At 46.7% G+C, this 23,004-nt stretch carries 19 protein-coding genes, 3 tRNA genes and 1 pseudogene; 9 read left to right on the top strand and 14 right to left on the bottom strand.

Features of this window, described 5'->3' with window-relative positions; all coding sequences use genetic code 11:
- Positions 1-26: 26 nt before the first annotated feature.
- The 5 genes from SOHN41_RS07315 to pspA form a co-directional block, all read right to left on the bottom strand.
- Complete coding sequence (locus SOHN41_RS07315) at positions 27-1,286, bottom strand: YcjF family protein (protein WP_007647189.1); 1,260 nt, start codon at positions 1,284-1,286, stop codon at positions 27-29.
- The gene (locus tag SOHN41_RS07310) at positions 1,283-2,743 is read right to left on the bottom strand and encodes a YcjX family protein (protein ID WP_007647187.1); all 1,461 of its coding nucleotides are present in this window, start codon (positions 2,741-2,743) and stop codon (positions 1,283-1,285) included. Before SOHN41_RS07310 ends, SOHN41_RS07315 begins: the two co-directional genes overlap by 4 nt.
- Before the next feature lie 93 nt (positions 2,744-2,836).
- Entirely contained in the window at positions 2,837-3,223 is a 387-nt protein-coding gene (gene pspC, locus SOHN41_RS07305; RefSeq protein ID WP_007647186.1) for an envelope stress response membrane protein PspC, read from the bottom strand.
- Positions 3,210-3,449 carry an envelope stress response membrane protein PspB gene (gene pspB / locus SOHN41_RS07300; protein ID WP_007647182.1) on the bottom strand — a complete coding sequence of 80 codons (240 nt, stop codon included), beginning with the start codon at positions 3,447-3,449 and terminating at the stop codon, positions 3,210-3,212. The genes pspC and pspB overlap by 14 nt, the downstream gene beginning before the upstream one ends.
- A gap of 17 nt (positions 3,450-3,466) precedes the next feature.
- A complete protein-coding gene (gene pspA, locus SOHN41_RS07295; protein ID WP_007647181.1) occupies positions 3,467-4,150 on the bottom strand; it encodes a phage shock protein PspA in 684 nt (227 codons plus the stop codon).
- Between the two features lie 177 nt (positions 4,151-4,327).
- Between pspA and pspF the strand changes: the two genes are divergently transcribed.
- The 8 genes from pspF (at position 4,328) to SOHN41_RS07255 (ending at position 12,440) form a co-directional block, all read left to right on the top strand.
- Positions 4,328-5,419 (top strand): phage shock protein operon transcriptional activator, encoded by a 1,092-nt coding sequence (pspF, locus tag SOHN41_RS07290; protein WP_007647180.1) that lies wholly within the window; start codon positions 4,328-4,330, stop codon positions 5,417-5,419.
- 69 nt (positions 5,420-5,488) lie between these two features.
- On the top strand, positions 5,489-7,114 hold the full coding sequence (locus tag SOHN41_RS07285) for an ABC transporter substrate-binding protein (RefSeq protein ID WP_037458400.1): 1,626 nt from the start codon (positions 5,489-5,491) through the stop codon (positions 7,112-7,114).
- Positions 7,114-8,145, top strand: coding sequence for an ABC transporter permease subunit (locus SOHN41_RS07280; protein ID WP_007647176.1), 1,032 nt, complete (start codon positions 7,114-7,116; stop codon positions 8,143-8,145). Before SOHN41_RS07285 ends, SOHN41_RS07280 begins: the two co-directional genes overlap by 1 nt.
- Positions 8,132-9,022, top strand: a complete 891-nt coding sequence (locus tag SOHN41_RS07275) for an ABC transporter permease subunit (RefSeq protein WP_007647170.1) — start codon at positions 8,132-8,134, stop codon at positions 9,020-9,022. Before SOHN41_RS07280 ends, SOHN41_RS07275 begins: the two co-directional genes overlap by 14 nt.
- 3 nt (positions 9,023-9,025) lie before the next feature.
- Entirely contained in the window at positions 9,026-10,033 is a 1,008-nt protein-coding gene (locus SOHN41_RS07270; protein WP_007647168.1) for an oligopeptide/dipeptide ABC transporter ATP-binding protein, read from the top strand.
- Positions 10,014-10,799: an ATP-binding cassette domain-containing protein gene (locus SOHN41_RS07265; RefSeq protein ID WP_007647166.1), complete on the top strand. Its 786-nt coding sequence runs from the start codon at positions 10,014-10,016 to the stop codon at positions 10,797-10,799. The genes SOHN41_RS07270 and SOHN41_RS07265 overlap by 20 nt, the downstream gene beginning before the upstream one ends.
- 105 nt (positions 10,800-10,904) lie before the next feature.
- On the top strand, positions 10,905-12,107 hold the full coding sequence (gene fabV / locus SOHN41_RS07260) for an enoyl-ACP reductase FabV (protein WP_007647159.1): 1,203 nt from the start codon (positions 10,905-10,907) through the stop codon (positions 12,105-12,107).
- 120 nt (positions 12,108-12,227) lie between these two features.
- Positions 12,228-12,440 carry a TOBE domain-containing protein gene (locus SOHN41_RS07255; protein WP_007647158.1) on the top strand — a complete coding sequence of 71 codons (213 nt, stop codon included), beginning with the start codon at positions 12,228-12,230 and terminating at the stop codon, positions 12,438-12,440.
- 124 nt (positions 12,441-12,564) lie between these two features.
- Here the strand turns inward: SOHN41_RS07255 and SOHN41_RS07250 are convergent, their stop codons facing one another.
- The 9 genes and pseudogenes from SOHN41_RS07250 to SOHN41_RS07210 all read right to left on the bottom strand — a co-directional run bounded on the left by SOHN41_RS07250 (position 12,565) and on the right by SOHN41_RS07210 (position 21,648).
- Positions 12,565-14,430, bottom strand: a complete 1,866-nt coding sequence (locus tag SOHN41_RS07250; protein WP_007647156.1) for a SurA N-terminal domain-containing protein — start codon at positions 14,428-14,430, stop codon at positions 12,565-12,567.
- Positions 14,431-14,656: 226 nt separating this feature from the next.
- A complete protein-coding gene (gene hupB / locus SOHN41_RS07245; protein ID WP_006081127.1) occupies positions 14,657-14,929 on the bottom strand; it encodes a nucleoid-associated protein HU-beta in 273 nt (90 codons plus the stop codon).
- A gap of 259 nt (positions 14,930-15,188) precedes the next feature.
- Positions 15,189-17,544: pseudogene (gene lon, locus SOHN41_RS07240) on the bottom strand (endopeptidase La).
- Between the two features lie 132 nt (positions 17,545-17,676).
- Entirely contained in the window at positions 17,677-18,957 is a 1,281-nt protein-coding gene (gene clpX, locus SOHN41_RS07235; protein WP_007647147.1) for an ATP-dependent protease ATP-binding subunit ClpX, read from the bottom strand.
- An 85-nt stretch (positions 18,958-19,042) separates the two neighbouring features.
- Positions 19,043-19,651, bottom strand: a complete 609-nt coding sequence (clpP, locus tag SOHN41_RS07230; protein ID WP_007647146.1) for an ATP-dependent Clp endopeptidase proteolytic subunit ClpP — start codon at positions 19,649-19,651, stop codon at positions 19,043-19,045.
- Between the two features lie 89 nt (positions 19,652-19,740).
- Positions 19,741-21,045, bottom strand: a complete 1,305-nt coding sequence (tig, locus tag SOHN41_RS07225) for a trigger factor (protein ID WP_007647145.1) — start codon at positions 21,043-21,045, stop codon at positions 19,741-19,743.
- A 261-nt stretch (positions 21,046-21,306) separates the two neighbouring features.
- A tRNA-His gene (locus SOHN41_RS07220) sits at positions 21,307-21,382 on the bottom strand.
- 9 nt (positions 21,383-21,391) lie between these two features.
- Positions 21,392-21,468, bottom strand: a tRNA-Arg gene (locus SOHN41_RS07215).
- A gap of 103 nt (positions 21,469-21,571) precedes the next feature.
- Positions 21,572-21,648 (bottom strand) — tRNA-Pro (locus SOHN41_RS07210).
- Positions 21,649-22,110: 462 nt separating this feature from the next.
- On the opposite strand from SOHN41_RS07210, the gene folD reads away from it, so the two are divergent.
- Positions 22,111-22,965, top strand: coding sequence for a bifunctional methylenetetrahydrofolate dehydrogenase/methenyltetrahydrofolate cyclohydrolase FolD (gene folD / locus SOHN41_RS07205; RefSeq protein ID WP_037458430.1), 855 nt, complete (start codon positions 22,111-22,113; stop codon positions 22,963-22,965).
- The last annotated feature ends 39 nt before the right edge of the window (positions 22,966-23,004 follow it).

Genomic DNA, 23,004 nt, shown 5'->3' with positions numbered 1-23,004 from the left:
GTTAATTATATGATATTAAATAGCATCTACTCTTTAGACTTATCTTTAGCTGACCGATAGACCTTGTCATCAACGTCGGCGAACTGGCCTTTTAATGCGTCGCGGCCTTCCTTGGTAAACAGCTTGCCTGAAAACTGCTTCAGTTCGATTAACAATTCCTGATGCACTTTAGACAATTTAGGCCTTTGCTCTTCCCTAAACACAATCGGCCGACACAACGCCATGGCTTGATATCCGAGGCGCGCAGTTAGCATGCCGCCCCCTAAACCTTGGGCCAAGCGAGCAGACAATTTACCTGTCATTTCAACTGATAACAGCTGTGTACCTAAATCTGTGACTAACTCACTGGTGCCCGCATAAATAATATTGATGATAATACTGCGGATAAGTTTAATCCGGCTCCAATAGCCTAGCTCTATGCCATAACAGCGGGCGACATCGCGCAGCATACGTTGATTACGCCATAGGATGATCGCCATATCGAGCACGGCTAACGGGCTGGCCGCCAGTAACACTGCGGATTCAGCCGCATAGCGTCGCACCACCTTTTTGGCCAGTTCATCTCGCTCCGTCAGAACTAAGTCCTCAAATAACAAGACTTTCTCGGCATCATTATGCTCATCCTTTAATGAGCGACGAAGTTGCTGTACACCTTGACTGTCGTCATAGTGGCACACGATATTATCGATAAAGCTATCTGCCTCACCCATTTGCATGCTCTGCGCCAGCCTAGCGCCAGTTTCTTGGGTATCGGCGACCTGTTTGAGTCGCTTCAGTTTACGATACTCACTGACTGCGCCCGCCAATGCCCACGCACTGACGACCCCAAGCACCACACCATAAAAACTGAACAACCAAGGGCTCTCAAACCAAGCATCCCTCAGTGCTAATCCCGTTTGAACCACTACGAGCAGCAATAAACTCGATACCGCCAGACGAGCGAGCCAAGACCAACGGCGTGACTTAACGAGTTGAGGCGATACCGATTTGGCATCGATCATTTTTGGATGGGCAGACAGCGTCTCATCCATCAATTCCTCAATATCGGTAGCCACTTCTTGCACAGGCGTATGCGGTTCAAAGGCTTTAGCCCCTTTGAGTTCCTCTTTGCTGGGTTTGAGCGCCACGACTTGTGGATCAAACAGCTGCTGCTTTTTCAGCGGCTTTTGTTTAATGGCCTGTTGTTCAATGGATTGTTCAACTGATTGTTCAGTCGAGCGTTCAAATGAGTTGGCAGAGGAATTGGAGGCCGGCTCATTAGCGTTATCCGATAGCTTTAGCGTCATTCCAACTTATCTCCCAGTAAGTACTGCAACAAATGATCGAGACGAATATGGTCAAAGTGCACTTGAGATGGGTCGACATTGACATTGCTCGGTGGTGCAAAGCCGATAAAGTTAAACCCTTGATCACGCCAAAAATTAGCTTCAGGTAAGCGAGTGGGCACTTCGCCTGGAAACAAGGTCAGGGCTTTGCCATTGAGCCCTATCCCCTGCACGACTTCGACCTCGCCCTCTTGGGTCGTCACCATGCCGTGGCGTGTCGCCTTGATGGCGCTAATCGCCATCGTCTCCACTTTACAACCATCGAAGCTGGCAAAATGCTGGCTGTGTTTCAACATATCGGTCAGCAGGGACAAAACATGGCTCTGCTGATCGCGCGTCACATGGTCGACCTTGCTCGCGGCAAACAACAAACGGTCGATGCGGGGGGCAAATAAACGCCGTAAATAACTCGATTGGCCAAACTGAAAGCTTTCCATAATGGCATTGAGCGCCGCACCCATATCCTCAAATTGCTTTTTACCGCGATTCAACGCACTAAAACAGTCAACTAGCACGAGTTGCCTATCAAAACCGGCAAAGTGATTTTTATAGAAAGGCTTAACCACCTTAGCTACATATTCTTGATAGCGTTTTTCCAGTACATGGAATCCACTGTGTTTATCGCTTTGCGAAAGCGCTGCGAACTTTTCATCATTGACCAATAACAGGGGGAAAAAAGCCAATAAGGGCGCGCCCTGCCATTCACCCGGCAATAACATGCGCCCTGGTTGCGCTTGGTAATAACCTTGCACATGTACTAAATCATTGAGTAATAACTGATATTGATCGGCAATCCGCTTTAATTGCTGCTCATCGGCGCTGGCGGCTAAATCTAATGACATCAAAGATTGTTCAAACTGGGCATACAAGGGTGAGCTTTTAAGATTCTCAATGCGAACTTGCTGTGCACGGCACCAAGTAACGAAGTCTTGGCGCAGCATAGGTAAATCGAGTAACCATTCGCCGGGATAATCGACTATGTCCAAATACAGTGTGGCGGTATCGGAAAGTTTAGCCAGTAGGCCCTTTTGCGGCTGGTATTTAATCGCCAATCGTAATTCAGAAATAGTGCGAGTGGAGGCTGGCCAAGTTGCTGGATCGGAAGTGAGCGCTAACATGGCGCCTTGATAATCAAAACTGGCGATTTCCAGATCCGGCTGCATGGCACGCTTAACCCCGAGCAAACGCTGATCGCGGCTCACCTGCCACAGTGGTAAAGCGCTGTTATTACGGGCATGGGGTAAGGTTGAAACAGGCCCAGAATTGAGTAACTGATTCACTAACCCTGTGATAAACGCCGTTTTTCCCGCACCAGAAAGCCCAGTCACGGCCAAACGTAAATGTCGGTCCGCGGTGCGATGTAACAGGGATTGACCCTTTTGGGTTAATTTATGGAGTGAAGCATCAAGCATTCCCATAGAGACTTCCCTTATGTCGAATGAGGTTAACTATACACTGGATTGGAGCAGAGATTAAGCAACAAGGGCGGACATGGCCGCCCTTTAGAAGGGTTACAAACTATTGATCTGTCTCTTTAAATCAAAGTTGTCAGAGGTGACGTGACGTTCTAAATTTTGCAGCCTGACTTCCAAATTTCGAAATTGACGGCTCACGTCACTCAGTGCTTGCTTTGCGGGTTCTCCCGACTGCCACGGCTTCTTCTTCACTTCAATATCGTCCCTATCGTACGACTTTTGTGGCTTGATGTCTAAAATCACCCACAGGGCAACATAGATGATAAACACCACACCCGAGCCACCGAGTAAGAAGATAGACACCGCCAGTACTCGCACTAACCAAGTCTCAATCGCAAAGTACTCGGCAATCCCTGCACATACACCCGCTATTTTGCCTGACTGGGGAATGCGGTACAAAGTACGGCCATTAGATCCTCTCATTTTTCCCCCTCCATTCAGGCGATTCTGTATCCAGAATGGCCTCTAAGGTTTCGATACGTGCCGCCATTTTATCGGCCTTGGCAATCAAGTCATTGAGTTGTGAAAACTCTTCCTCAGTGAGTCCCTGGCTCACTTGTCGCTTACTGCGATAATGAAGAACTAACCATATTGGCGCGACTATCACCATGAAAATAATAATCGGCGCCATCAGTACGTCCATATCCATAACTCACCTCTGAATTGTTATTCTTTTGACTTAATTGGCGCTTTAGCTTTTACCTTGGCTTTTAGCGCTGCCAGTTCTGCATTCACAGAGTCTTCCGCTTCTAGCGCCGCAAACTCATCGGCTAAGGTCTTCTTACTGCCAAGATCGTAGGATTCAACTTGGGCTTCTAAGCCTTCGACACGGCGCTCATATTGCTCAAACTTGAGCATAGCGTTGTCGATCTTGCTTGAATCTAACTGCTTTTTCACTTCTAAGCGTGATGACGCTGTTTGAGTGCGCAAAATAATGGTCTTTTGACGTGCTTTTGCATCGAGCAGCTTTTCTTGCAACATGCCCACTTCATCTTTCAAGCGTGCGATATGTTCATCGATAACGGCTAACTCTTGATTCAGCGTGTCTGCTAAACCGGTCGCTTTTTGTTTTTCAACTAAAGCGGCTTTCGCTAAGTCTTCACGGTCTTTGGACAGCGCTAGTTCAGCCTTATCTTGCCAATCTTGCACTTGCTCTAACACGCGATTGATACGACGTTGCAGCTCTTTCTTTTCAGCTAACACTTTAGCTGAGGTAGAACGCACTTCAACGAGTGTGTCTTCCATTTCTTGGATAATCAGTCGAACCATTTTTTCTGGGTCTTCGGCTTTATCCAGCAATGCGCTGATATTAGAGTTAATGATATCGGCGAAACGAGAGAAAATTCCCATAATCCTATCCTCAAATTGATGTTGGTCTCGTACAAGGTAATACACTAACCGTGCCAACTTTAACTTCATGTTTAAATACAGCAACTTAAACAAAACATTAACTTTTACTTCCTTTTACGTCTCAAGCCACTTATTATCATTTTCACCAAATTTTAGCGCGAAAGACTAAAAAATATCGTGGATAATAAATTTCAGCAAGACAACCTTATCGGCCAATCCAACGCCCTACTCGAAGTGTTAGAACATGTGTCGCAAATAGCGCCGCTGTCTAAACCCGTACTGATTATTGGTGAACGTGGCACAGGTAAAGAGCTTATTGCCGAACGCTTACATTATCTGTCTAAGCGCTGGGATCAAAGTTTTATTAAGCTAAACTGTTCATCTTTGAGTGAAAATTTACTCGAGAGCGAATTGTTTGGCCATGAGTCAGGCGCCTTTACTGGCGCCAAAGGCAAACACGAAGGCCGCTTTGAGCGCGCCGACGGCGGCACCTTATTCCTCGACGAATTAGCCAATACCTCTGGGCTCATCCAAGAAAAGCTCCTGCGCGTCATTGAATATGGCGAATTTGAACGGGTCGGCGGCAGTAAAACCGTGCAGGCTGATGTCCGTTTAATCTGCGCCGCTAACGAAGATCTCCCCTCGCTTGCCGAAGCTGGCGAATTTCGTGCCGACTTGCTCGATAGACTCGCTTTCGATGTGATCACACTGCCACCACTGCGCTGTCGCCCTGAAGACATTATGACGCTGGCGGAATACTTTGCCGTTGGCATGGCGCGCCAATTGAAGCTACAGCTATTTAGTGGATTCAGCGCCCATGCGGTCGAGCAGTTAATGACCCATGACTGGCCGGGGAATATCCGTGAACTTAAAAACGTGGTCGAGCGCAGTGTCTATCGCAATGGCGGTGAAAATCGGCCAATCGATCATATTACCCTTGATCCCTTTGCTTCACCCTATCGGCCTAAAACTCGGGTCAAGACCCGCGAGCGCCAACTCCCCTTAGTAACGCCAACAACCGTTGCCAGTACACCCCAAGTTGTACCAACACTTGAATCGGAAGCAGTTGCCAACAATGATCCTGCAATGAATAGCTTTAATTTCCCGCTGGATTTTAAAGAGCAAACTGAGAAGTACGAAATGGATCTGATCCAGCAGGCACTCTCAAACAGCCAATATAATCAAAAAAAGACCGCGGAGCTTCTAGGATTGAGCTATCACCAACTGCGAGGCATCCTGAAAAAGTACAATTTACTCGATAAAGCATAAGCAGATTGCCCACGGGGGAGATGCACTGCTAAAATAGCCTTTCATAGTCGATAAAATAATGATTTATAAATGAGTGTGCTAATTAGACGCCTTTGCCTAACAACTGCAGTTTTTTGCATGAGTTGGTTGTTGGTCGCGTGTGGCCCCCAACGACTTCCTTCTGGTTTGGTCTATTGCTCCGAAGGAAATCCCGAGTCTTTTAATCCACAGTTGGTGACCTCAGGCACCACTATCGATGCCACCTCGCACCAAATTTATAGCCGCTTGATCGACTACGATACTCAGTCGGGCAAACTCGTTCCTGCATTAGCAACCCATTGGTCAATGTCAGAGGATGGTCTAAGCTACCGATTTGTCCTCAGGGAAAATGTCAAGTTTCAATACTCGTCGCGTTTTATTCCCTCCCGCACTTTCAATGCCGATGATGTGTTATTTTCTTTTAATCGTATCATTGACCCTCAACATCCTTACCATTGGGTCTCTCGCACTGGATACCCCTTTTTCCAAAGCATTGGCTTTTCAGAGCAAGTGAAGGAGATAAAAAAGATAAATGACCATGAAGTCGTTTTTTATCTAGCCCGTAAAGATGCCTCTTTTCTGTCAAATCTCGCCACCGACTTTGCGGTGATCTTATCCGCCGAATATGCCCAGCAGCAGTTAACCCTAGGTCATCCTGAAAACGTCGACCACTTTGCCATCGGTACTGGGCCGTTTACCTTAGTGCAATACGCTAAAAACGAATATATTCGCTATCGCCGTAATCCAGATTTTTGGGGGGAACCCGCACACGTTGAAATGTTAATTTTTGATATCACCCCTAAAAGCACGGTCAGGCTCGCTAAACTTATCGCGGGTGATTGCAGCGTTTCAGCGCTACCTAAGGCGGGAGAACTGCCCGTCATCAAACAACATAGCGAATTAACGATTGAATCCCAACCTGGGCTGAACGTCGCATTTTGGGCCTTTAACACCCAGAAACCGCCGCTCGATGATGTCCGCGTACGCCGTGCACTCGCCTATGCGGTCGATAAACAGAATATCCTTCAGGCGGTTTATCAAAATACCGCCATTGAGGCGACAGGGGTGCTGCCACCCGCTTCTTGGGCCTACGACAACAATAAAGGGCTAAACGATTACAACCCACAAAAAGCACGTAATTTACTCAAAGAAGCAGGGATAAAAAATCTCAGCATCAATATTTGGGCCATGCCAGTAGCCCGGACATATAACCCTAATGCGTTGAAAACTGCTGAGTTAATTCAATCTGATTTAGCGAATATCGGCGTTAAGGTCAATATTATCAGCTACGACTGGAGTGTATTTGGTCAAAGGCTCAGCCGCGATGAATATGACTCAGTGCTCATCGGCTGGAATGCCGATAACAGCGATCCCGACAATTTCTTTACTCCACTGCTGAGCTGCTCAGCAATGCAGTCGAATAACAACCGTTCTCGCTGGTGTAACCCCAAATTTGATGCCATCTTAGACAGAGCGCGAGTGGTGTCGAACCAAGCAGAACGTAAAGCCATTTATCAAGAGGCCGAAGCCTTTTTAGCCGACCAAGTTCCTATGCTGAGTTTAGCCCACGCGAAACGTGTTGCCTTAACCCGTAACAATATCCAAAATATGCAACTCACGCCCTTTGGTGGAATTTCCTTTGCCCATACCAGCCAAGCTCCGCTGGAGGCTCGCTGATGTTCAGATACCTTTTACGTCGCCTCTATCTCTTTCTTGCGACCTCACTGGTAATGGTTGGGGTGTTGTTTTATACCACAGGATTATTTCCCGTTGAGCGTAGCTTTGCACTGACAGGCATTCATGCCCCTACGGCAAGCCAATTGGTGCAAATAGAACAAGACTACAAATTGAATGACAATCAAGCGTGGCAATTTTTTGCTTATTTACAACAAAGATTAAGCGGTAATTTAGGGGTATCGGTCACCTCACATCAAAGCGTTGCCGAAGAATTACGCGCCGTCCTTCCCGCCTCGTTTGAATTAGCCGTTATGGCGGCGATAATTGCCATTGGCTTAGGTGTACCTCTCGGGGTTTTAGCTTCTCAAAGCCAGCATAAACTCACCCAGAATACTATCATGGCGATTACCCTCACGGGCTATTCAGTGCCCGTTTTCTGGTTGGGGCACTATCTGTCGCTCTGGTTTGGGGTCGATCTCGGCTGGTTACCTATATCAGGACAGCTTAATTTGTTGTATGAGATTAAACCCATCACAGGCTTTATGTTAGTTGATACCTTACTTTCTGAGTCTGAATACAGCATGTCAGCCTTTAAAGATGCGCTGTTACATATTGTCTTACCCGCAACAACGTTGGCCGTTTTACCTTTTACAGTAGTCGTCCGCAGTACCCGTTCCGCCATGATGAATGTGATGAATCAGACTTTTATTCGCGCCGCCGAAGCCCGGGGAATGCACACCAGCACTATTATTCTGCGCCATGCATTACCCAATGCCTTAATCCCTGTGCTTAAGCACCTTGGTTTAATGCTTGGCGCCTTTGCCAGTTATGCCATTGTGGTTGAAATGATTTTCTCTTGGCCGGGGGTTGGCTCATGGTTAGTATCGGGGATTTATCAACGGGATTATACTGTTATCCAAGGTGGTATTCTGGCTGTTGCCTTGCTGATCATCTTCCTAAGTATCTTGATTGAAGTGTTGCATACTGTCTTCAATCCACTGAGCAGAAAAGACCTTTATGCCGCCAGTTAAAATCTATCAAGAAGAGCAAATCGCCTCCCCTATGATGCGGGTATGGCAAAATTTTTCGGCTAACCCCTTCGCCTTGGCGGGTTTGTGGACGATTGCATTCTTGCTCTTGCTAACCCTGTTTGGCCCTATGATTGCGCCTTTCCCACCCGAAGCCCAAGATCCAAGGGCGTTATTATTACCTCCATCTTGGGATCCTTCGGGTACAGTGGCACACTTTTTAGGGACGGATGATCTCGGGCGCGATATTTTTAGTCGTTTACTACATGGTGCCCATTTGACCTTCGGCATGGCGCTTTTAATTGTAGTTACTGCCTTAGTAACAGGATTTATTATCGGTTCATTATCCGGAATGATGCGCGGCTTAAAGTCCAGTATCCTCGGTCATTTACTCGATGCTCTGCTGTCAATCCCCTCACTTTTGATGGCCATTTTAGTGGTTGCCGTGATGGGACCAGGACTCGAAAATGTGTTTTGGGCTGTAGGTATCGCCTTAACTCCACAGTTTGTGCGTTCCATTCATCAATCTGTGCATGAGGAATTGCAAAAAGAATACGTGACAGCCGCCCGTTTAGATGGCGCCAATTCACTGCAGATTTTTTGGTATGTCATCATGCCAAACGTATGGGAAGTCGTGATTATTCAAACAACCTTGGCCATTTCTGCCGCCATTTTAGATATAGCCGCCCTCGGGTTCTTAAGCTTAGGAGCACAGGCGCCAAGCCCAGAATGGGGAGCAATGGTGGCACAGGGCATAGATAATTTATTGACCGCACCTTGGACGGTAAGCATCCCGGGACTCGCGATTCTTTTTAGTGTGCTGGCCATTAACTTGGTTGGCGATGGCTTAAGATCGGCGCTCGCGCCCATCAGAAACTAACTTATGCCTTTACTCGACGTACGAAATCTCACCATTGAACTCGATACGCCCCACGGCAGAGTGCGGGCACTCGAAAAGGTCAGTCTAACGCTCAATGCGGGGGAAATTCATGGCCTAGTCGGTGAATCCGGTTCTGGCCGAAGCCTGTTAGCAAGGGCGATTCTTGGGATCCCAGGACCCAATTGGACTATTACCGCCGATCGTATGATGTGGGACGGCAATAATCTGATGACGATGAGTTCAAAGGAGCGCCGTAACCTGATGGGCTCAGATATGGCGATGATTTTCCAAGATCCTTCAGGCAGCCTCGATCCCGCACAGACTGTTGGGAGTCAGTTGATGCAGGCGATGCCAAAGAATCCCAAAGCCTATTTCTGGCAGAGGCGCAAACTGACACAATTGACAGCACAAAAATGGCTACATAAAGTCGGAATTAAAAACCCACAGAAAGTGATGGCGAGTTACGCATGGGAATTGTCCGAAGGTGAATGCCAGAAAGTAATGATCGCTATGGCCGTCGCCAATCAACCGCGCCTGTTGATTGCCGATGAACCGACAAACTCAATGGAACTTAGCACTCAAGCTCAGATTTTTCGCCTACTTTCCCAACTCAATCAGCTGCAAAATGTGTCGATTTTGATCATCAGCCATGAGCTTGAAACCTTAGCCCAGTGGTGCGATCACTTGTCAGTACTCTATTGTGGTCAAGTGATGGAGTCGGGACCAACAGAGGAACTGATTGCCTCCCCCTATCACCCCTACACTAAGGCATTACTCGATAATATGCCTGACTACTCGGGTATCAAAGCGCACAAGACTATAATGCCCACACTCCCTGGCTCAGCACCTGCGCTACAACATCTTCCCATTGGTTGTCGCTTAGGACCAAGGTGCCCCGAAGCACAAAAGAAATGTGTTAACCAGCCAAGTTTAAGCCACCTAAAAGACCGCTACTTTGCATGCCATTTCCCTTACCACGGCGAAACAACAAATGACGACCCCACTGCTTAAAGTTAACGATCTCTATAAAAGATATGATACTGGCTATAAAGGCTTTTCACGTCAATATAACGATGCCTTAGCCCCTGTGTCCTTCGAGCTCAATAGTGGAGAAACCTTAGCCATAGTCGGCGAAGCTGGCTCAGGCAAGAGTACCCTTGCGCGAATTTTAGTCGGTGCAGAACCCCGCAGCGGCGGTGAAATATACTTTGAAGGTGAAGCCTTAGATAGCCGCAACATCAAGCAGCGTTGCCGCTTGATCCGGATGATTTTCCAAGATCCTAATACTTCACTCAATCCCAGACTCACTATTGGTCAGTTGCTAGATGAACCGTTGCGTTTTAACACTGAGCTTTCAGCCAAAGAACGTCATAGTCAAGTAATAGACACCTTAAGGAAAGTCGGTTTATTGCCGGAGCATTCTGATTTCTATCCACATATGATCTCCGAAGGCCAAAAACAACGGGTCGCGGTTGCACGGGCTTTAATGCTCAACCCCAAAATTATTATTGCCGATGAAGCCTTAACCGCGCTTGATCTTTCTGTACGCTCGCAAATTCTGAACTTATTGCTAAAACTGCAAAAAGATCTCGGCTTGTCTTATATCTTCGTCTCCCATAATCTCAATGTTATCCGCCATGTTAGCGATAAAATTATGGTATTACATAAGGGGATTATGGTTGAGAAAGCCCCAACAGAACAGATATTTAACTCGCCACAACATGAATACACCCAGAGGCTGATCCAAGAGCAGAGCCTGTTTGTCCACAAGCGTTAAACTGCTCCAACCACTTAAATAATCAGGCGAATTGGCTAAAAATAGATGCCATTTACGCGCCGAAATATTTATCCTATTGGCTATTTTGATAGAAGAAGCTTAAACATGATTATCAAACCCAAAATTCGTGGCTTTATTTGTACCACCACCCATCCCGTTGGCTGTGAAGCAAACGTTCAAGAACAAATCGCCTTAACCAAAGCAAAAGGCAAAATCACTAATGGCCCTAAAAAGGTTTTAGTGGTGGGCTCATCTAGCGGTTATGGTCTGTCTTCACGTATCGCCGCCGCTTTCGGTAGCGATGCAGCGACCATTGGCGTGTTCTTCGAAAAGCCAGGTACAGAGGCAAAACCTGGAACTGCAGGTTGGTACAACTCTGCCGCTTTCGATAAGTTCGCAAAATCCGCTGGTTTGTATTCTAAGAGCATTAACTGCGATGCTTTTAGCCATGAAGCGAAACAAAAAGTCATTGAGCTTATCAAACAAGATCTCGGTGAAATCGACATGGTCGTTTACTCACTGGCATCCCCTGTGCGTAAACTGCCCGATTCCGGTGAGCTTATTCGCTCTGCACTGAAACCTATAGGTGAAACCTACACTGCGACTGCTGTCGATACCAATAAAGACTGCATCATTGAAGCCACCGTTGAGCCAGCAACTGAGCAAGAAATTGCTGATACTGTCACAGTGATGGGCGGACAAGATTGGGAACTGTGGATCAAAGCCTTATCGGAAGCCGGTGTATTAGCCGATAACTGCAAAACAGTTGCCTATAGCTATATCGGTACTGAGCTGACTTGGCCAATCTACTGGCATGGTGCCCTTGGCAAAGCCAAGATGGATCTGGACCGCGCAGCAAAAGCCTTAAATGAGCAACTGTCAGCCACTGGCGGCAGCGCAAATGTGGCGGTACTGAAGAGCGTTGTAACTCAAGCGAGCTCGGCCATCCCTGTGATGCCACTGTATATCGCTATGGTATTTAAGAAAATGCGCCAAGAAGGGCTCCATGAAGGTTGTATGGAGCAAATCTATCGTATGTTCAGCGAGCGTCTATTCCGCGCCGATGGCGCTAAGCCAGAAACCGACAGCGACAATCGTCTACGTTTAGACGACTGGGAACTGCGTGAAGATATTCAGCAGCATTGCCGTGATTTATGGCCGCAAGTCACTACAGAGAACCTCTCTGAACTCACAGACTATCAAGAATATAAGGCTGAATTTATTAAACTATTCGGCTTCGGTATCGAAGGTATTGATTACGATGCAGATGTAAATCCTTACGTTGAATTTGACGTGATCGAACTCTAATTCGCATGCATTAACACCATAATGTTAAACGCCACCTTCGGGTGGCGTTTTTATTTGCTGTAACCCCAGAGCAATAAGCTAAACTAGCATGACTTTTCACAGATAGCATAGGGACAAGGAATGAAAATCAGTGCACGTAATAACCTTAGTGGAAAAATTACCGCTATCGAAATTGGCTCAGTGAATAATGAGGTCACTATTGAACTAGCACCGGGCGTGGTGCTCACCGCTGTGGTCACTAAGGCATCCTGCGAACGTTTAGGCCTTAAAGTCGGTAATTCAGCTTATGCGCTTATCAAAGCGAGCAGTGTTATGATTGGAGTGGATGATTAACCCATTGATTTAAAGCTGTATCACATCCTAGATAAACACACAAATAAAAAGGCCAAGTGAATTAACTTGGCCTTTTATTCAGTGTCTTAGAGGATAACAGCCTTAACCACTATCCATGCGTGAATTAACCTTCTACCGGGTACAACACCTTGGCATTGGCTTTGAGTGAATCGATCAAGCCACGATAGTCTGCTTCACTGTATTGCGCGTTCAAACGTTGCTTAAGTGCATTCACTAGCTCATCGCTAACACTCTCTGCAGCGTTAACTTTATCCAGCGCGACCACAGCATAACCATTTGCTAAAGCCACAGTATCAACCACTGGGGTCGTACTCGGTGTTGGCATTTGGAATACTTTACCCACAATGGCAGCGTCAATGGTTTGCTCACCGCGACCCAATTTAGCTTTAGCAATTAGCGCAATATCGGTAGCCCCAACTTTAACCTGTGACAACATTTCCTGCGCTTTAGCACGGGCAGCAACGTTCGCCTGTTCTTGCTTCAAACGATCCGTGATATCGGCTTTCACATTCGCTAATGGCAAAGTGCCTGCATCCTGATGCTCTTTTGCACGAATAACAATTACATGGTTGGGTGCAAGCTCAATCACTTCACTGTTCAAGCCCTGTAGCATCACAGCATCGGAGAAGGCGGCTTTCACAAAATCCGGCTTATTGAACTCAGCGGGGACATCATCACGGGAAAATAGTGGTGTGGTTTTAACTGCAAAACCTACAGCTTTTGCCGTTTCAGTTAAGGTATCTGGTACCTCATAGCTAGTATCAGCTAATTTGCTTTGCAAACTGTAGAATTGATCTACGGCTTTCTTGTCCTGCAACTGGGCCACAATTTTAGCCTTCACGTCGGCAAAGGGCACTGTCGCACCGGCTTGCACATCGAGTAATTTAATAATGTGGAAACCAAAATCAGTTTTAACAACGCCAGAATGTTCACCCTTATTTAACGCAAAGAGTGCGGCATCAAACGTTGGATCCATCACGCCGGGTTCAAACCAATCTAGCTTACCGCCCTGCTCTGCACTTAAGGTATCGTCGGAGTTAGTTTTAGCTAATGCCGCAAAATCTGCACCATTGTCTAGTTGCTTCGCTAAATCTTCCACCTTGGTTTTTGCTGCGGCTTCATCGCTACCAGGAGTTACCAGAATATGGGCCGCCAGACGCTTTTCACTCGCCACATATTGTGCCTTGTGTTCATCATAATAAGCTTGTGCTTCTTCGTCCGAAATGGGGCTATTTTTAGCAAAATCAGCAGCATTTAGCTCAACATACTCTAGGCTCACCTTTTCTGGGCTCATAAATTGCCCTTGGTTAGCATCGTAGTAATTTTTTACTTGTTCATCGGTAACAATGGCATTGGCAAGGAATGGGGCAGAATCTACCACCAAGTAACGAATGTCACGGGTTTGACCTTGTAGTTCGGCTAATTGCTTAGCTTCACCGGGTAACACAAACTCTGTACCAACTAGGGCCGCAGTCAGCTGGCGGCGTGTCATATCCACGCGCATCATGTTTCTAAAGGTTTGGGGCTGATAACCTAACTGACGTAGAATTGCTTGATAACGCTCGTTATCAAATTTGCCATCAGTTTGAAAAGCGGGCTCTGATTTGATGGCTGCAATAATTTGCTCATCGGATACTCTTAAGCCCATCGCATGTGCGGCTTGGTCGATGAGTTTGTCGGCAACTAAACGTTCTAACACGCTCTGCTTTATGCTTTCTAGGTATTTTTCGTCGGCAGATAATGCAGCAAACATTTCACCCAGTTGTTGCTCCATACGAGAGCGTTCGCTCTGATAGGCTTGCTCTAACTCGGCTTTAGTGATCTTGTCACCATTGACTTCTGCGGCGGGTACATCAGTTGTTGAGCCTAAGTAGCTACTGACACCTGCAAATGCAAAAGATAAAATCACAAGTACGAGAATGCCTTTAGCAATCACGCCTTGCGAACCGTCGCGGATCTTTTCTAACATCAGATTTCTCGCTTGTTGCGATTAACAAAATAAAAAGGCGCATCGATTTGAGATGCGCCTTTCTGTAATTTATGGGGATAATTCAGACGCTACCATAGGTAAGTACTAAAACCCCGAGTAATGGTTAAAGTAAAACTTCAAATTCCATTACTTTCAATTCGTAAAAAGCACTGATTAAACAGTGCTTATCATTACGAATGCCTTACAAAGGCTACGATATCAAAAATTAATTGACAGCGTCTTTCAGAGCTTTACCTGCTTTAAATGCAGGAATTTTTGCTGCTGCGATTTTGATTTCTTCACCCGTTTGTGGGTTGCGACCAGTACGCTCAGCGCGCTCACGCACTTCAAAAGTACCAAAACCAACAAGAGAAATTTTATCGCCTTCTTTCAGACCTTCGGTCACAGCAGCGATAAAAGAATCCAGTGCACGGCCGGCAGCGGCTTTAGAAATGTCAGCACCAGAAGCGATTTTCTCGATTAGTTCAGATTTGTTCATGTCATCCCCTTGAATGTAATTTTTTTGCGCCGCAACCAAATCCGTCTCTAGAGCGGTCTGCGGAGGCTTTTATAACAAGCTTGAATTCAAAGTTCAAGCTGAGTTCGAAAACCAAAGAATTAAAACTGGATACAGCTCAAAGCCAGTTGCGCCAAGGGCTTGGAGCAGCTGGCTCTCCACAGACCTAGGCTACCACAGGTCTGCGCTTTGTTAAGCCCCTTTTTTCATTTTTTTTAACGTGATAGCGCAATTTCTTGCGTTATGCCAAGTTTTTAACCACTTCGAAGCCCTCAACTGGCCTTTCTAGGGCCAGTTTTAACACTTCATCGACCCAACGCACGGGACGAATTTCTAAATCGGCAATCACATTGGCAGGAATTTCTTCCAAATCACGCTCATTTTCTTTTGGTATAAGTACCAATTTTATGCCGCCGCGGTGGGCTGCCAGCAGTTTTTCTTTCAAACCACCGATAGGTAACACTTCACCACGTAAGGTTATTTCCCCTGTCATGGCCACATCGGCACGCACAGGGTTACCCGTTAAGCTTGATACTAAAGCGGTACACATAGCCGCGCCAGCCGATGGACCATCTTTTGGCGTCGCACCTTCTGGCACATGCACGTGGATATCGCGCTTCTCGTAAAAGTCGCCGTTGATACCTAATTGTTCGGCGCGGGCGCGAACCACTGTCATCGCAGCTTGAATCGACTCTTGCATCACATCACCAAGGGAGCCAGTGTAAGTCAGTTTTCCTTTACCTGGCACTGAGGTGGCTTCAATAGTGAGTAGATCGCCACCCACTTGTGTCCAAGCTAGCCCCGTCACTTGGCCGATTTGATTATTCGACTCCGCTTTGCCGTAGTCAAAACGCTGCACGCCAAGGAATGACTTCAAGTTATCTTGATTCACAGTCACCGACTTAACAGACTTGTCGAGCAGGATCATTTTCACGACCTTACGGCAAATCTTAGATAACTCACGCTCGAGTGAACGCACCCCCGCTTCACGGGTGTAGTAGCGGATAATGCCAACAATCGCGCTATCATCCACATGGATTTCATTGGCTTTTAAACCGTTACGTTCGATTTGTTTGGTCAACAAATGCTGTTTAGCAATATTTAGCTTTTCATCTTCGGTGTAACCCGATAGCCGAATGACTTCCATACGGTCCAGTAGCGGCCCAGGAATGTCCATAGAGTTAGACGTTGCCACGAACATCACATCGGATAAGTCATAATCGACCTCGAGGTAATGGTCGTTAAAGGTCGCATTTTGCTCAGGATCTAAGACTTCTAATAGAGCAGAAGCCGGATCGCCGCGCATATCAGAACTCATTTTGTCGATTTCATCGAGCAAGAATAAGGGATTCTTCACCCCCACTTTAGCCATCTTTTGAATGACTTTACCCGGCATAGAGCCAATATAAGTACGGCGATGTCCACGGATTTCCGCCTCATCACGTACGCCGCCTAAGGCAACACGCACATACTTACGACCGGTCGCCTTAGCGATCGATTGGCCAAGTGAGGTTTTACCGACACCTGGTGGTCCAACTAGACACAGGATTGGCCCTTTGAGTTGGCGAACACGGCTCTGAACCGCGAGGTATTCCAGAATACGTTCTTTCACTTTCTCCAGACCATAATGGTCAGTATCCAGCACTTCCTGGGCTTTGGCTAAATCACGTTTGATCTTTGAGCGTTGGCTCCAAGGCACTGACGTCATCCAGTCCACATAACTGCGCACAACTGTGGCTTCCGCCGACATGGGTGACATCATGCGTAATTTGTTCAGCTCGGCTAAGGCTTTTCCTTTGCCTCGCTTGGCATATTAGCCTCTTCAATCTTACGATTTAAGGCTTCAAACTCATCATGGCCTTCGTCTAAGTCACCCAATTCTTTTGGATGGCTTTCATCTGTTCGTTCAGATAATACTCACGCTGGCTTTTTTCCATCTGTTTTTTAACGCGGGTACGGATACGTTTTTCAACCTGCAGTAGGTCGATCTCCGATTCCATCATCGCCATTAAATATTCCAGACGTTCACCGACGTTGATCATCTCAAGCACAGATTGTTTATCTTCAAGCTTGAGTGGCATATGCGCGGCCATAGTATCTGCCAGACGCGCCGCTTCATCGATACCCGATAAAGAGGTTAAGACCTCTGGTGGGATCTTTTTATTGAGCTTGATATAACCTTCAAACTGACCAATGGCACTGCGCACCAACACTTCTTCTTCTTTGTCTTCCAGCGGTTCTGATTCCAGATACTCAGCCTTAGCCACAAAGAATTCAGTTTCTTGGGTATAACGGGTGATACGGGCGCGACGACCACCTTCAACGAGCACTTTTACCGTACCATCAGGCAATTTCAATAACTGCAAAATAGAGGCAACTGTACCGACATCGAAAATATCATCTTTCGTCGGTTCATCGAGCTCGGCATCTCGCTGAGCCACTAAAATAATCTGTTTATCCTGGGCCATTGCCGTTTCGAGACAACGAATTGACTTTTCTCGGCCAACGAACAACGGAATTACCATATGGGGATAGACCACCACATCTCGCAGTGGCAGCACGGGGAGTTCGATATGCGCTTCACGCTCTAGGGTCATAGCTCGATTCCGTTTTGGTGAATGGGATTGATAATGGAGTATATTGGGACGGTTTAATGAGTTTCAATGGTCAATACGAAAAAAGGAGCCCAATGGGCTCCTTGTTTTTCAGTTTGCTATCGAACAGTACGATTATTGCTCGCCAGAAGCCGCTTGAGTGTCATTTCGCTCATAAATCAGGATAGGTGCAGACTCGCCATTGACCACAGACTCATCAACAACCGCCTTCACCACGCCTTCGGTTGAAGGAATGTCGTACATTGTATCGAGTAAAATACCTTCAACAATTGAACGCAGGCCACGGGCCCCCGTCTTACGGGACATGGCTTTATGGGCTATCGCTTTTAGCGCATCTTCACGGAACTCAAGCTCCACGCCTTCCATCTCAAATAACGCACTGTACTGCTTAGTTAGGGCATTTTTAGGTTGAGATAGAATTTGCACTAGGGCTTCTTCATCCAGTTCAGTCAGAGTCGCAACCACCGGCAGACGGCCGATAAACTCAGGGATCAAGCCATATTTGACTAAATCACCGGGTTCAACTTGGGATAAGGTTTCAGAAATCGTTGCTTTCTCTTTTTCACCTTTTACCTGAGCACCGAAACCGATGCCCGAGCCAACGTGGGCACGCTGCTCAATCACTTTCTCAAGCCCAGCGAACGCGCCACCACAAATAAACAGGATCTTAGAAGTATCGACTTGTAAGAATTCTTGCTGCGGGTGCTTTCGGCCACCTTGGGGTGGAACTGCGGCAACTGTGCCTTCAATCAGCTTGAGCAGTGCTTGCTGCACACCCTCGCCCGAAACGTCACGGGTGATCGATGGATTGTCTGACTTACGGCTAATTTTATCGATTTCATCAATATAAACGATACCGCGCTGCGCTTTCTCGACATCGTAATCACACTTTTGCAGCAATTTTTGAATGATGTTCTCAACGTCTTCACCCACATAACCCGCTTCGGTCAAGGTGGTGGCATCGGCCATGGTGAAAGGTACGTTTAACGAGCGCGCCAGTGTCTCAGCCAGCAGAGTTTTACCACTACCCGTTGGGCCAATCAGCAAAATATTGCTTTTGCCTAGTTCAACCCCATCTTTAGGTGATGAGTTTTTTAAGCGCTTATAGTGGTTATAAACCGCGACAGAAAGCACTTTTTTGGCTCGGTCTTGGCCAATCACATAATCGTCTAAATGCGCACGCAACTCATGTGGCGTTGGCAATTTATCGTTATCACGTTTTGGAGAGATCTCTTTAATCTCTTCACGAATAATGTCGTTACATAATTCAACGCATTCATCGCATACGTATACTGATGGACCAGCAATCAGTTTTCTCACTTCATGCTGGCTCTTACCGCAAAAAGAGCAGTACAGCAACTTACCGCTGTCACCATTATTTTTGTTGTCGCCCATTAATTACCTCATTTGCAGTCTGCTCTACTGCCAGTCTTAAATTTGCTTAACCTTTTACAGAGCATAGCCCAGTCAAAAGCAAAAATCAGCCGCGTTTTGTCATCACAGCGTCAACTAAACCATAATCCACGGCTTGAGTCGCACTCATAAAGTTGTCGCGATCGGTATCACGTTCAATCACTTCGAGTGGCTGGCCAGTGTGCTCGGCGAGCATCAGGTTGAGCTTATTCTTGATGCCGATAATTTCTTGTGCGTGAATAGCGATATCAGAAGCCTGACCTTGGAAACCGCCCAATGGTTGATGGATCATCACCCGAGAGTTTGGCAAACAGAAACGTTTACCCTTCTCGCCACCCGCTAACAGGAAGGCGCCCATACTGGCCGCTTGGCCAATACACACAGTGCTCACGTTAGGCTTAATAAATTGCATGGTATCATAAATCGCCATACCCGCAGTAACTGAGCCGCCGGGTGAGTTGATATATAAGAAAATATCTTTATCAGGGCTTTCTGATTCCAAAAATAACAATTGCGCCACAATCAGGTTAGCCATGTGTTCTTCAACTTGACCGACCAAAAAGATAATCCGCTCTTTCAATAGACGAGAATAAATATCGTATGAACGTTCACCCTTAGCAGTCTGTTCGATCACCATAGGCACTAAAGCACTTTGTATGTCTGACGCATTATGCATTATTTACTTCCCTAAATAAAAATGGCTCGCATGAGGAGCCTCATACGAGCCATTATAAATGGCGAACAGCCAATCAAGTCAAGCTTAGCTTATGCGCGACCAGTAGCCTTGTTCATAAATTCTTCAAAAGCAACTTCTTTCTCGGCCACTTTAGCAGATTTTAACAGTGCTTCAACCGCTTGCTCTTCTAAAGCAACGTTGCGCATGTTCTGCATCAGTTCTTTGTTGCTGTTGTAATAAGCCACAACTTCACTCGGATCTTCATAGGCTGAAGCCATAGAAGCGATCAGACCTTGTACGCGCTCGTCTTCGGCTTTCAGTTCGTTCGTCTTGATGACTTCGCCTAATAGCAGACCGATTTTAACACGACGTGCAGCCTGTTCAGTGAACAGCTCAGCTGGCAGTTCTGGCATGTTAGCCGATTGGCCGCCAAAACGTTGCATAGCTTGTTGGCGCAATACGTTAACTTCGCCATCGATCAATGCTTTTGGCAAAGTGATATCGTTGTTAGCTAACAGACCGTTGATCACTTGCTCTTTCACGTTAGCTTTTAACGCTTGCTCAAGTTCACGGTTCATGTTTTTACGGATTTCGGTTTTAAGGGCTTCTAAGCCACCTTCGCTGATACCGAACAGAGCCGCAAACTCATCGTTCACTTCTGGCAGGTTAGCCGCTTGCACTTCAGTCAGCGTAATCGCGAACTTGGCCGCTTTACCTTTCAGGTTTTCAGCGTGATATTCTTCTGGGAAGTTCACGTCGATAACAAATTCTTCGCCCGCTTTGTGACCTAAGATACCAGCTTCAAAACCTGGGATCATACGGCCGCTACCTAATTGCAGTTCGAAATCGTCAGCTTTGCCGCCTTCAAATTCTTCACCGTCAACTGAGCCAACAAAGTTCATTTTTACTTTGTCGCCATCGGCAGCTTCACGCTCAACAGCCGCGAAAGTCGCGTGTTGTTTACGTAAAGTTTCAATCATAGTGTCAACGTCAGCGTCAGTTACTTGTGCTTTTGGTTGTTCTACTTCGATTGCATCTAAGCCTTTCAGCTCAACTTCTGGATAGATTTCAAAGGTAGCGATAAATTCGAATTTTTCGCCATCGGTTGAACCTGGAACGAAAGTTGGTGCACCCGCTGGGTTTAATTTCTCAGCAATGATGGCTTCGATGAAGTTACGTTGCATCACTTCACCAGTAATATCTTGACGAATTGCCGCGCCATAACGTTTGTTAATTACAGTGACAGGCACTTTACCAGGACGGAAACCTGGGATACGAGCACGCTTAGCTTCACGTTGTAAACTGTCTTTAACCAGCTTTTCAATTTGTTCCGCAGGAACAGAAATGGTCAGGCGACGCTCTAGGCCTTGGGTTGCTTCAACAGAAACTTGCATTGTTTTACCTCGAAATTTGTCTAACGTCCTTTGTAATAGCCGAATCATCAACTATTCAGGTATTCGTTTCTTGATCATTAAATTTGACTACAATGCCCACCACTACTGGCTTTTGGCACAGGTCGCTCATAGTTGATATCTATCAAGACGCGACATTATAGCCACCGTTTTCTGCAGAGTCGAGCCTCAACAGCCGAATCTGGGGTATAAAAAAAGCGACCCGAGGTCGCTTTTTTTATTTTGTACTCGAAGTACTAAAAATGGGGTGACTGATGGGGCTCGAACCCACGACAACCGGAATCACAATCCGGGACTCTACCAACTGAGCTACAATCACCACTGAAACTGGTACGCCCGGCAGGATTCGAACCTGCGACCACCCGCTTAGAAGGCGGGTGCTCTATCCAACTGAGCTACGGGCGCATGGTCTACAGAATATCTGCATCCTAACCGGCGTTGGATAGCGTTTGGCTATCCATGTTATTCGCTCATTTGAATTCAATTCTGCAAGCAAATAACAATAAATTGGTCGGTGATAGAGGATTCGAACCTCTGACCCTCTGGTCCCAAACCAGATGCGCTACCGGACTGCGCTAATCACCGAAGGTCTTACATTTTATTTGGTATCAACTCAGAGTATTCCCTCTGGTCCGCTCTCATCCAAAATCTGGATGCACTATCAGACTGTGCTAATCACCGAAGGTCTTACATTTTATTTGGTATCAACTCAGAGTATTCCCTCTGGTCCGTTCTCATCCATAATCTGGATGCACCACCGGACTGCGCTAATCACCAAAGGTCTCAATTATTACCTACTTATAAGCTACTAGATAAGTATGCCTGAGAACGGAGCGCATCTTATCCCCTCACTTTACACCCGTCAACGATTTTTTTAACGATTGATTCTAGGTGCTGAATTATCAGGCTAATACTGCTTTTTTTGTCTATTCGACCTTGGCTTTAACCATGACACAATTGCTAGGCCCTGTTAAAATAGCCGCGATTGCCAATCTCTGTGTTAACTACCGTTTTAACCATCGCCCATATAAAGGATATCCTACACCCATGACAGCCCAAATAATCGACGGCAAGGCGATTGCTCAATCCATCCGCACTCAACTTCGTGAAAAAGTCACCGCCCGCAAAGAGGCTGGACAACGCGTACCGGGTTTAGCCGTAATATTAGTGGGAGCCGATCCGGCCTCCCAGGTCTATGTTGGAAGCAAACGTAAGGCCTGTGAAGAAGTAGGCTTTATTTCCCGCTCATATGATCTCGACACTAGCTGCACCGAAGAAGAATTACTCAAGCTGATCGATGACCTCAATGATGATCCAACCATTGACGGCATCCTAGTACAACTTCCATTGCCAGCCCATATTGAAGATTCTAAGGTCATCGAGCGCATTCGCCCCGATAAAGATGTCGATGGATTCCACCCCTATAATGTTGGCCGTTTAGCCCAACGTATTCCGGTGCTGCGCTCTTGCACGCCGATGGGCATTATGACACTCATTAAATCCACTGGCGTCGATACCTATGGTTTAGATGCGGTTGTGGTTGGCGCATCGAACATTGTCGGCCGCCCAATGACTCTGGAGTTACTGCTGGCGGGTTGCACAACGACCACATGTCATCGTTTTACTAAAAACCTCGAACAAAAGATCCGCCAAGCCGACTTAGTAGTGGTTGCAGTGGGTAAACCCGGTTTTATTCCGGGAGAGTGGATCAAGCCAGGGGCGATAGTGATCGATGTAGGTATTAATCGTTTAGATAACGGCACCTTAGTTGGCGATGTGCAATATGAAGTCGCAGCGCAAAATGCCAGCTTTATCACTCCGGTCCCCGGCGGTGTTGGCCCGATGACGATTGCGAGTCTATTAGAAAATACCTTATATGCTGCAGAGCAGTATCACGACTAGGTTCTAGGTGCGGCAAGCATAAAAAACCTGCATTATGCA

This window comes from Shewanella sp. HN-41 (assembly GCF_000217915.1).
GTDB lineage: Bacteria > Pseudomonadota > Gammaproteobacteria > Enterobacterales > Shewanellaceae > Shewanella.
This window is presented reverse-complemented; position numbering and strand designations above follow the sequence as displayed.

What these genes read in the sequence shown, in the direction of transcription:
- SOHN41_RS07310 (WP_007647187.1), bottom strand. Translation starts at nt 2,743, where the DNA reads ATGGGAATGCTTGATGCTTCACTCCATAAATTAACCCAAAAGGGTCAA.
- fabV (WP_007647159.1), top strand. Translation starts at nt 10,905, where the DNA reads ATGATTATCAAACCCAAAATTCGTGGCTTTATTTGTACCACCACCCAT.
- tig (WP_007647145.1), bottom strand. Translation starts at nt 21,045, where the DNA reads ATGCAAGTTTCTGTTGAAGCAACCCAAGGCCTAGAGCGTCGCCTGACC.
- SOHN41_RS07275 (WP_007647170.1), top strand. Translation starts at nt 8,132, where the DNA reads ATGCCGCCAGTTAAAATCTATCAAGAAGAGCAAATCGCCTCCCCTATG.
- folD (WP_037458430.1), top strand. Translation starts at nt 22,111, where the DNA reads ATGACAGCCCAAATAATCGACGGCAAGGCGATTGCTCAATCCATCCGC.
- clpP (WP_007647146.1), bottom strand. Translation starts at nt 19,651, where the DNA reads ATGCATAATGCGTCAGACATACAAAGTGCTTTAGTGCCTATGGTGATC.
- hupB (WP_006081127.1), bottom strand. Translation starts at nt 14,929, where the DNA reads ATGAACAAATCTGAACTAATCGAGAAAATCGCTTCTGGTGCTGACATT.
- pspA (WP_007647181.1), bottom strand. Translation starts at nt 4,150, where the DNA reads ATGGGAATTTTCTCTCGTTTCGCCGATATCATTAACTCTAATATCAGC.
- SOHN41_RS07285 (WP_037458400.1), top strand. Translation starts at nt 5,489, where the DNA reads ATGAGTGTGCTAATTAGACGCCTTTGCCTAACAACTGCAGTTTTTTGC.
- pspB (WP_007647182.1), bottom strand. Translation starts at nt 3,449, where the DNA reads ATGGATATGGACGTACTGATGGCGCCGATTATTATTTTCATGGTGATA.
- SOHN41_RS07255 (WP_007647158.1), top strand. Translation starts at nt 12,228, where the DNA reads ATGAAAATCAGTGCACGTAATAACCTTAGTGGAAAAATTACCGCTATC.
- SOHN41_RS07280 (WP_007647176.1), top strand. Translation starts at nt 7,114, where the DNA reads ATGTTCAGATACCTTTTACGTCGCCTCTATCTCTTTCTTGCGACCTCA.
- pspC (WP_007647186.1), bottom strand. Translation starts at nt 3,223, where the DNA reads ATGAGAGGATCTAATGGCCGTACTTTGTACCGCATTCCCCAGTCAGGC.
- SOHN41_RS07265 (WP_007647166.1), top strand. Translation starts at nt 10,014, where the DNA reads ATGACGACCCCACTGCTTAAAGTTAACGATCTCTATAAAAGATATGAT.
- clpX (WP_007647147.1), bottom strand. Translation starts at nt 18,957, where the DNA reads ATGGGCGACAACAAAAATAATGGTGACAGCGGTAAGTTGCTGTACTGC.
- SOHN41_RS07270 (WP_007647168.1), top strand. Translation starts at nt 9,026, where the DNA reads ATGCCTTTACTCGACGTACGAAATCTCACCATTGAACTCGATACGCCC.
- SOHN41_RS07250 (WP_007647156.1), bottom strand. Translation starts at nt 14,430, where the DNA reads ATGTTAGAAAAGATCCGCGACGGTTCGCAAGGCGTGATTGCTAAAGGC.
- SOHN41_RS07315 (WP_007647189.1), bottom strand. Translation starts at nt 1,286, where the DNA reads ATGACGCTAAAGCTATCGGATAACGCTAATGAGCCGGCCTCCAATTCC.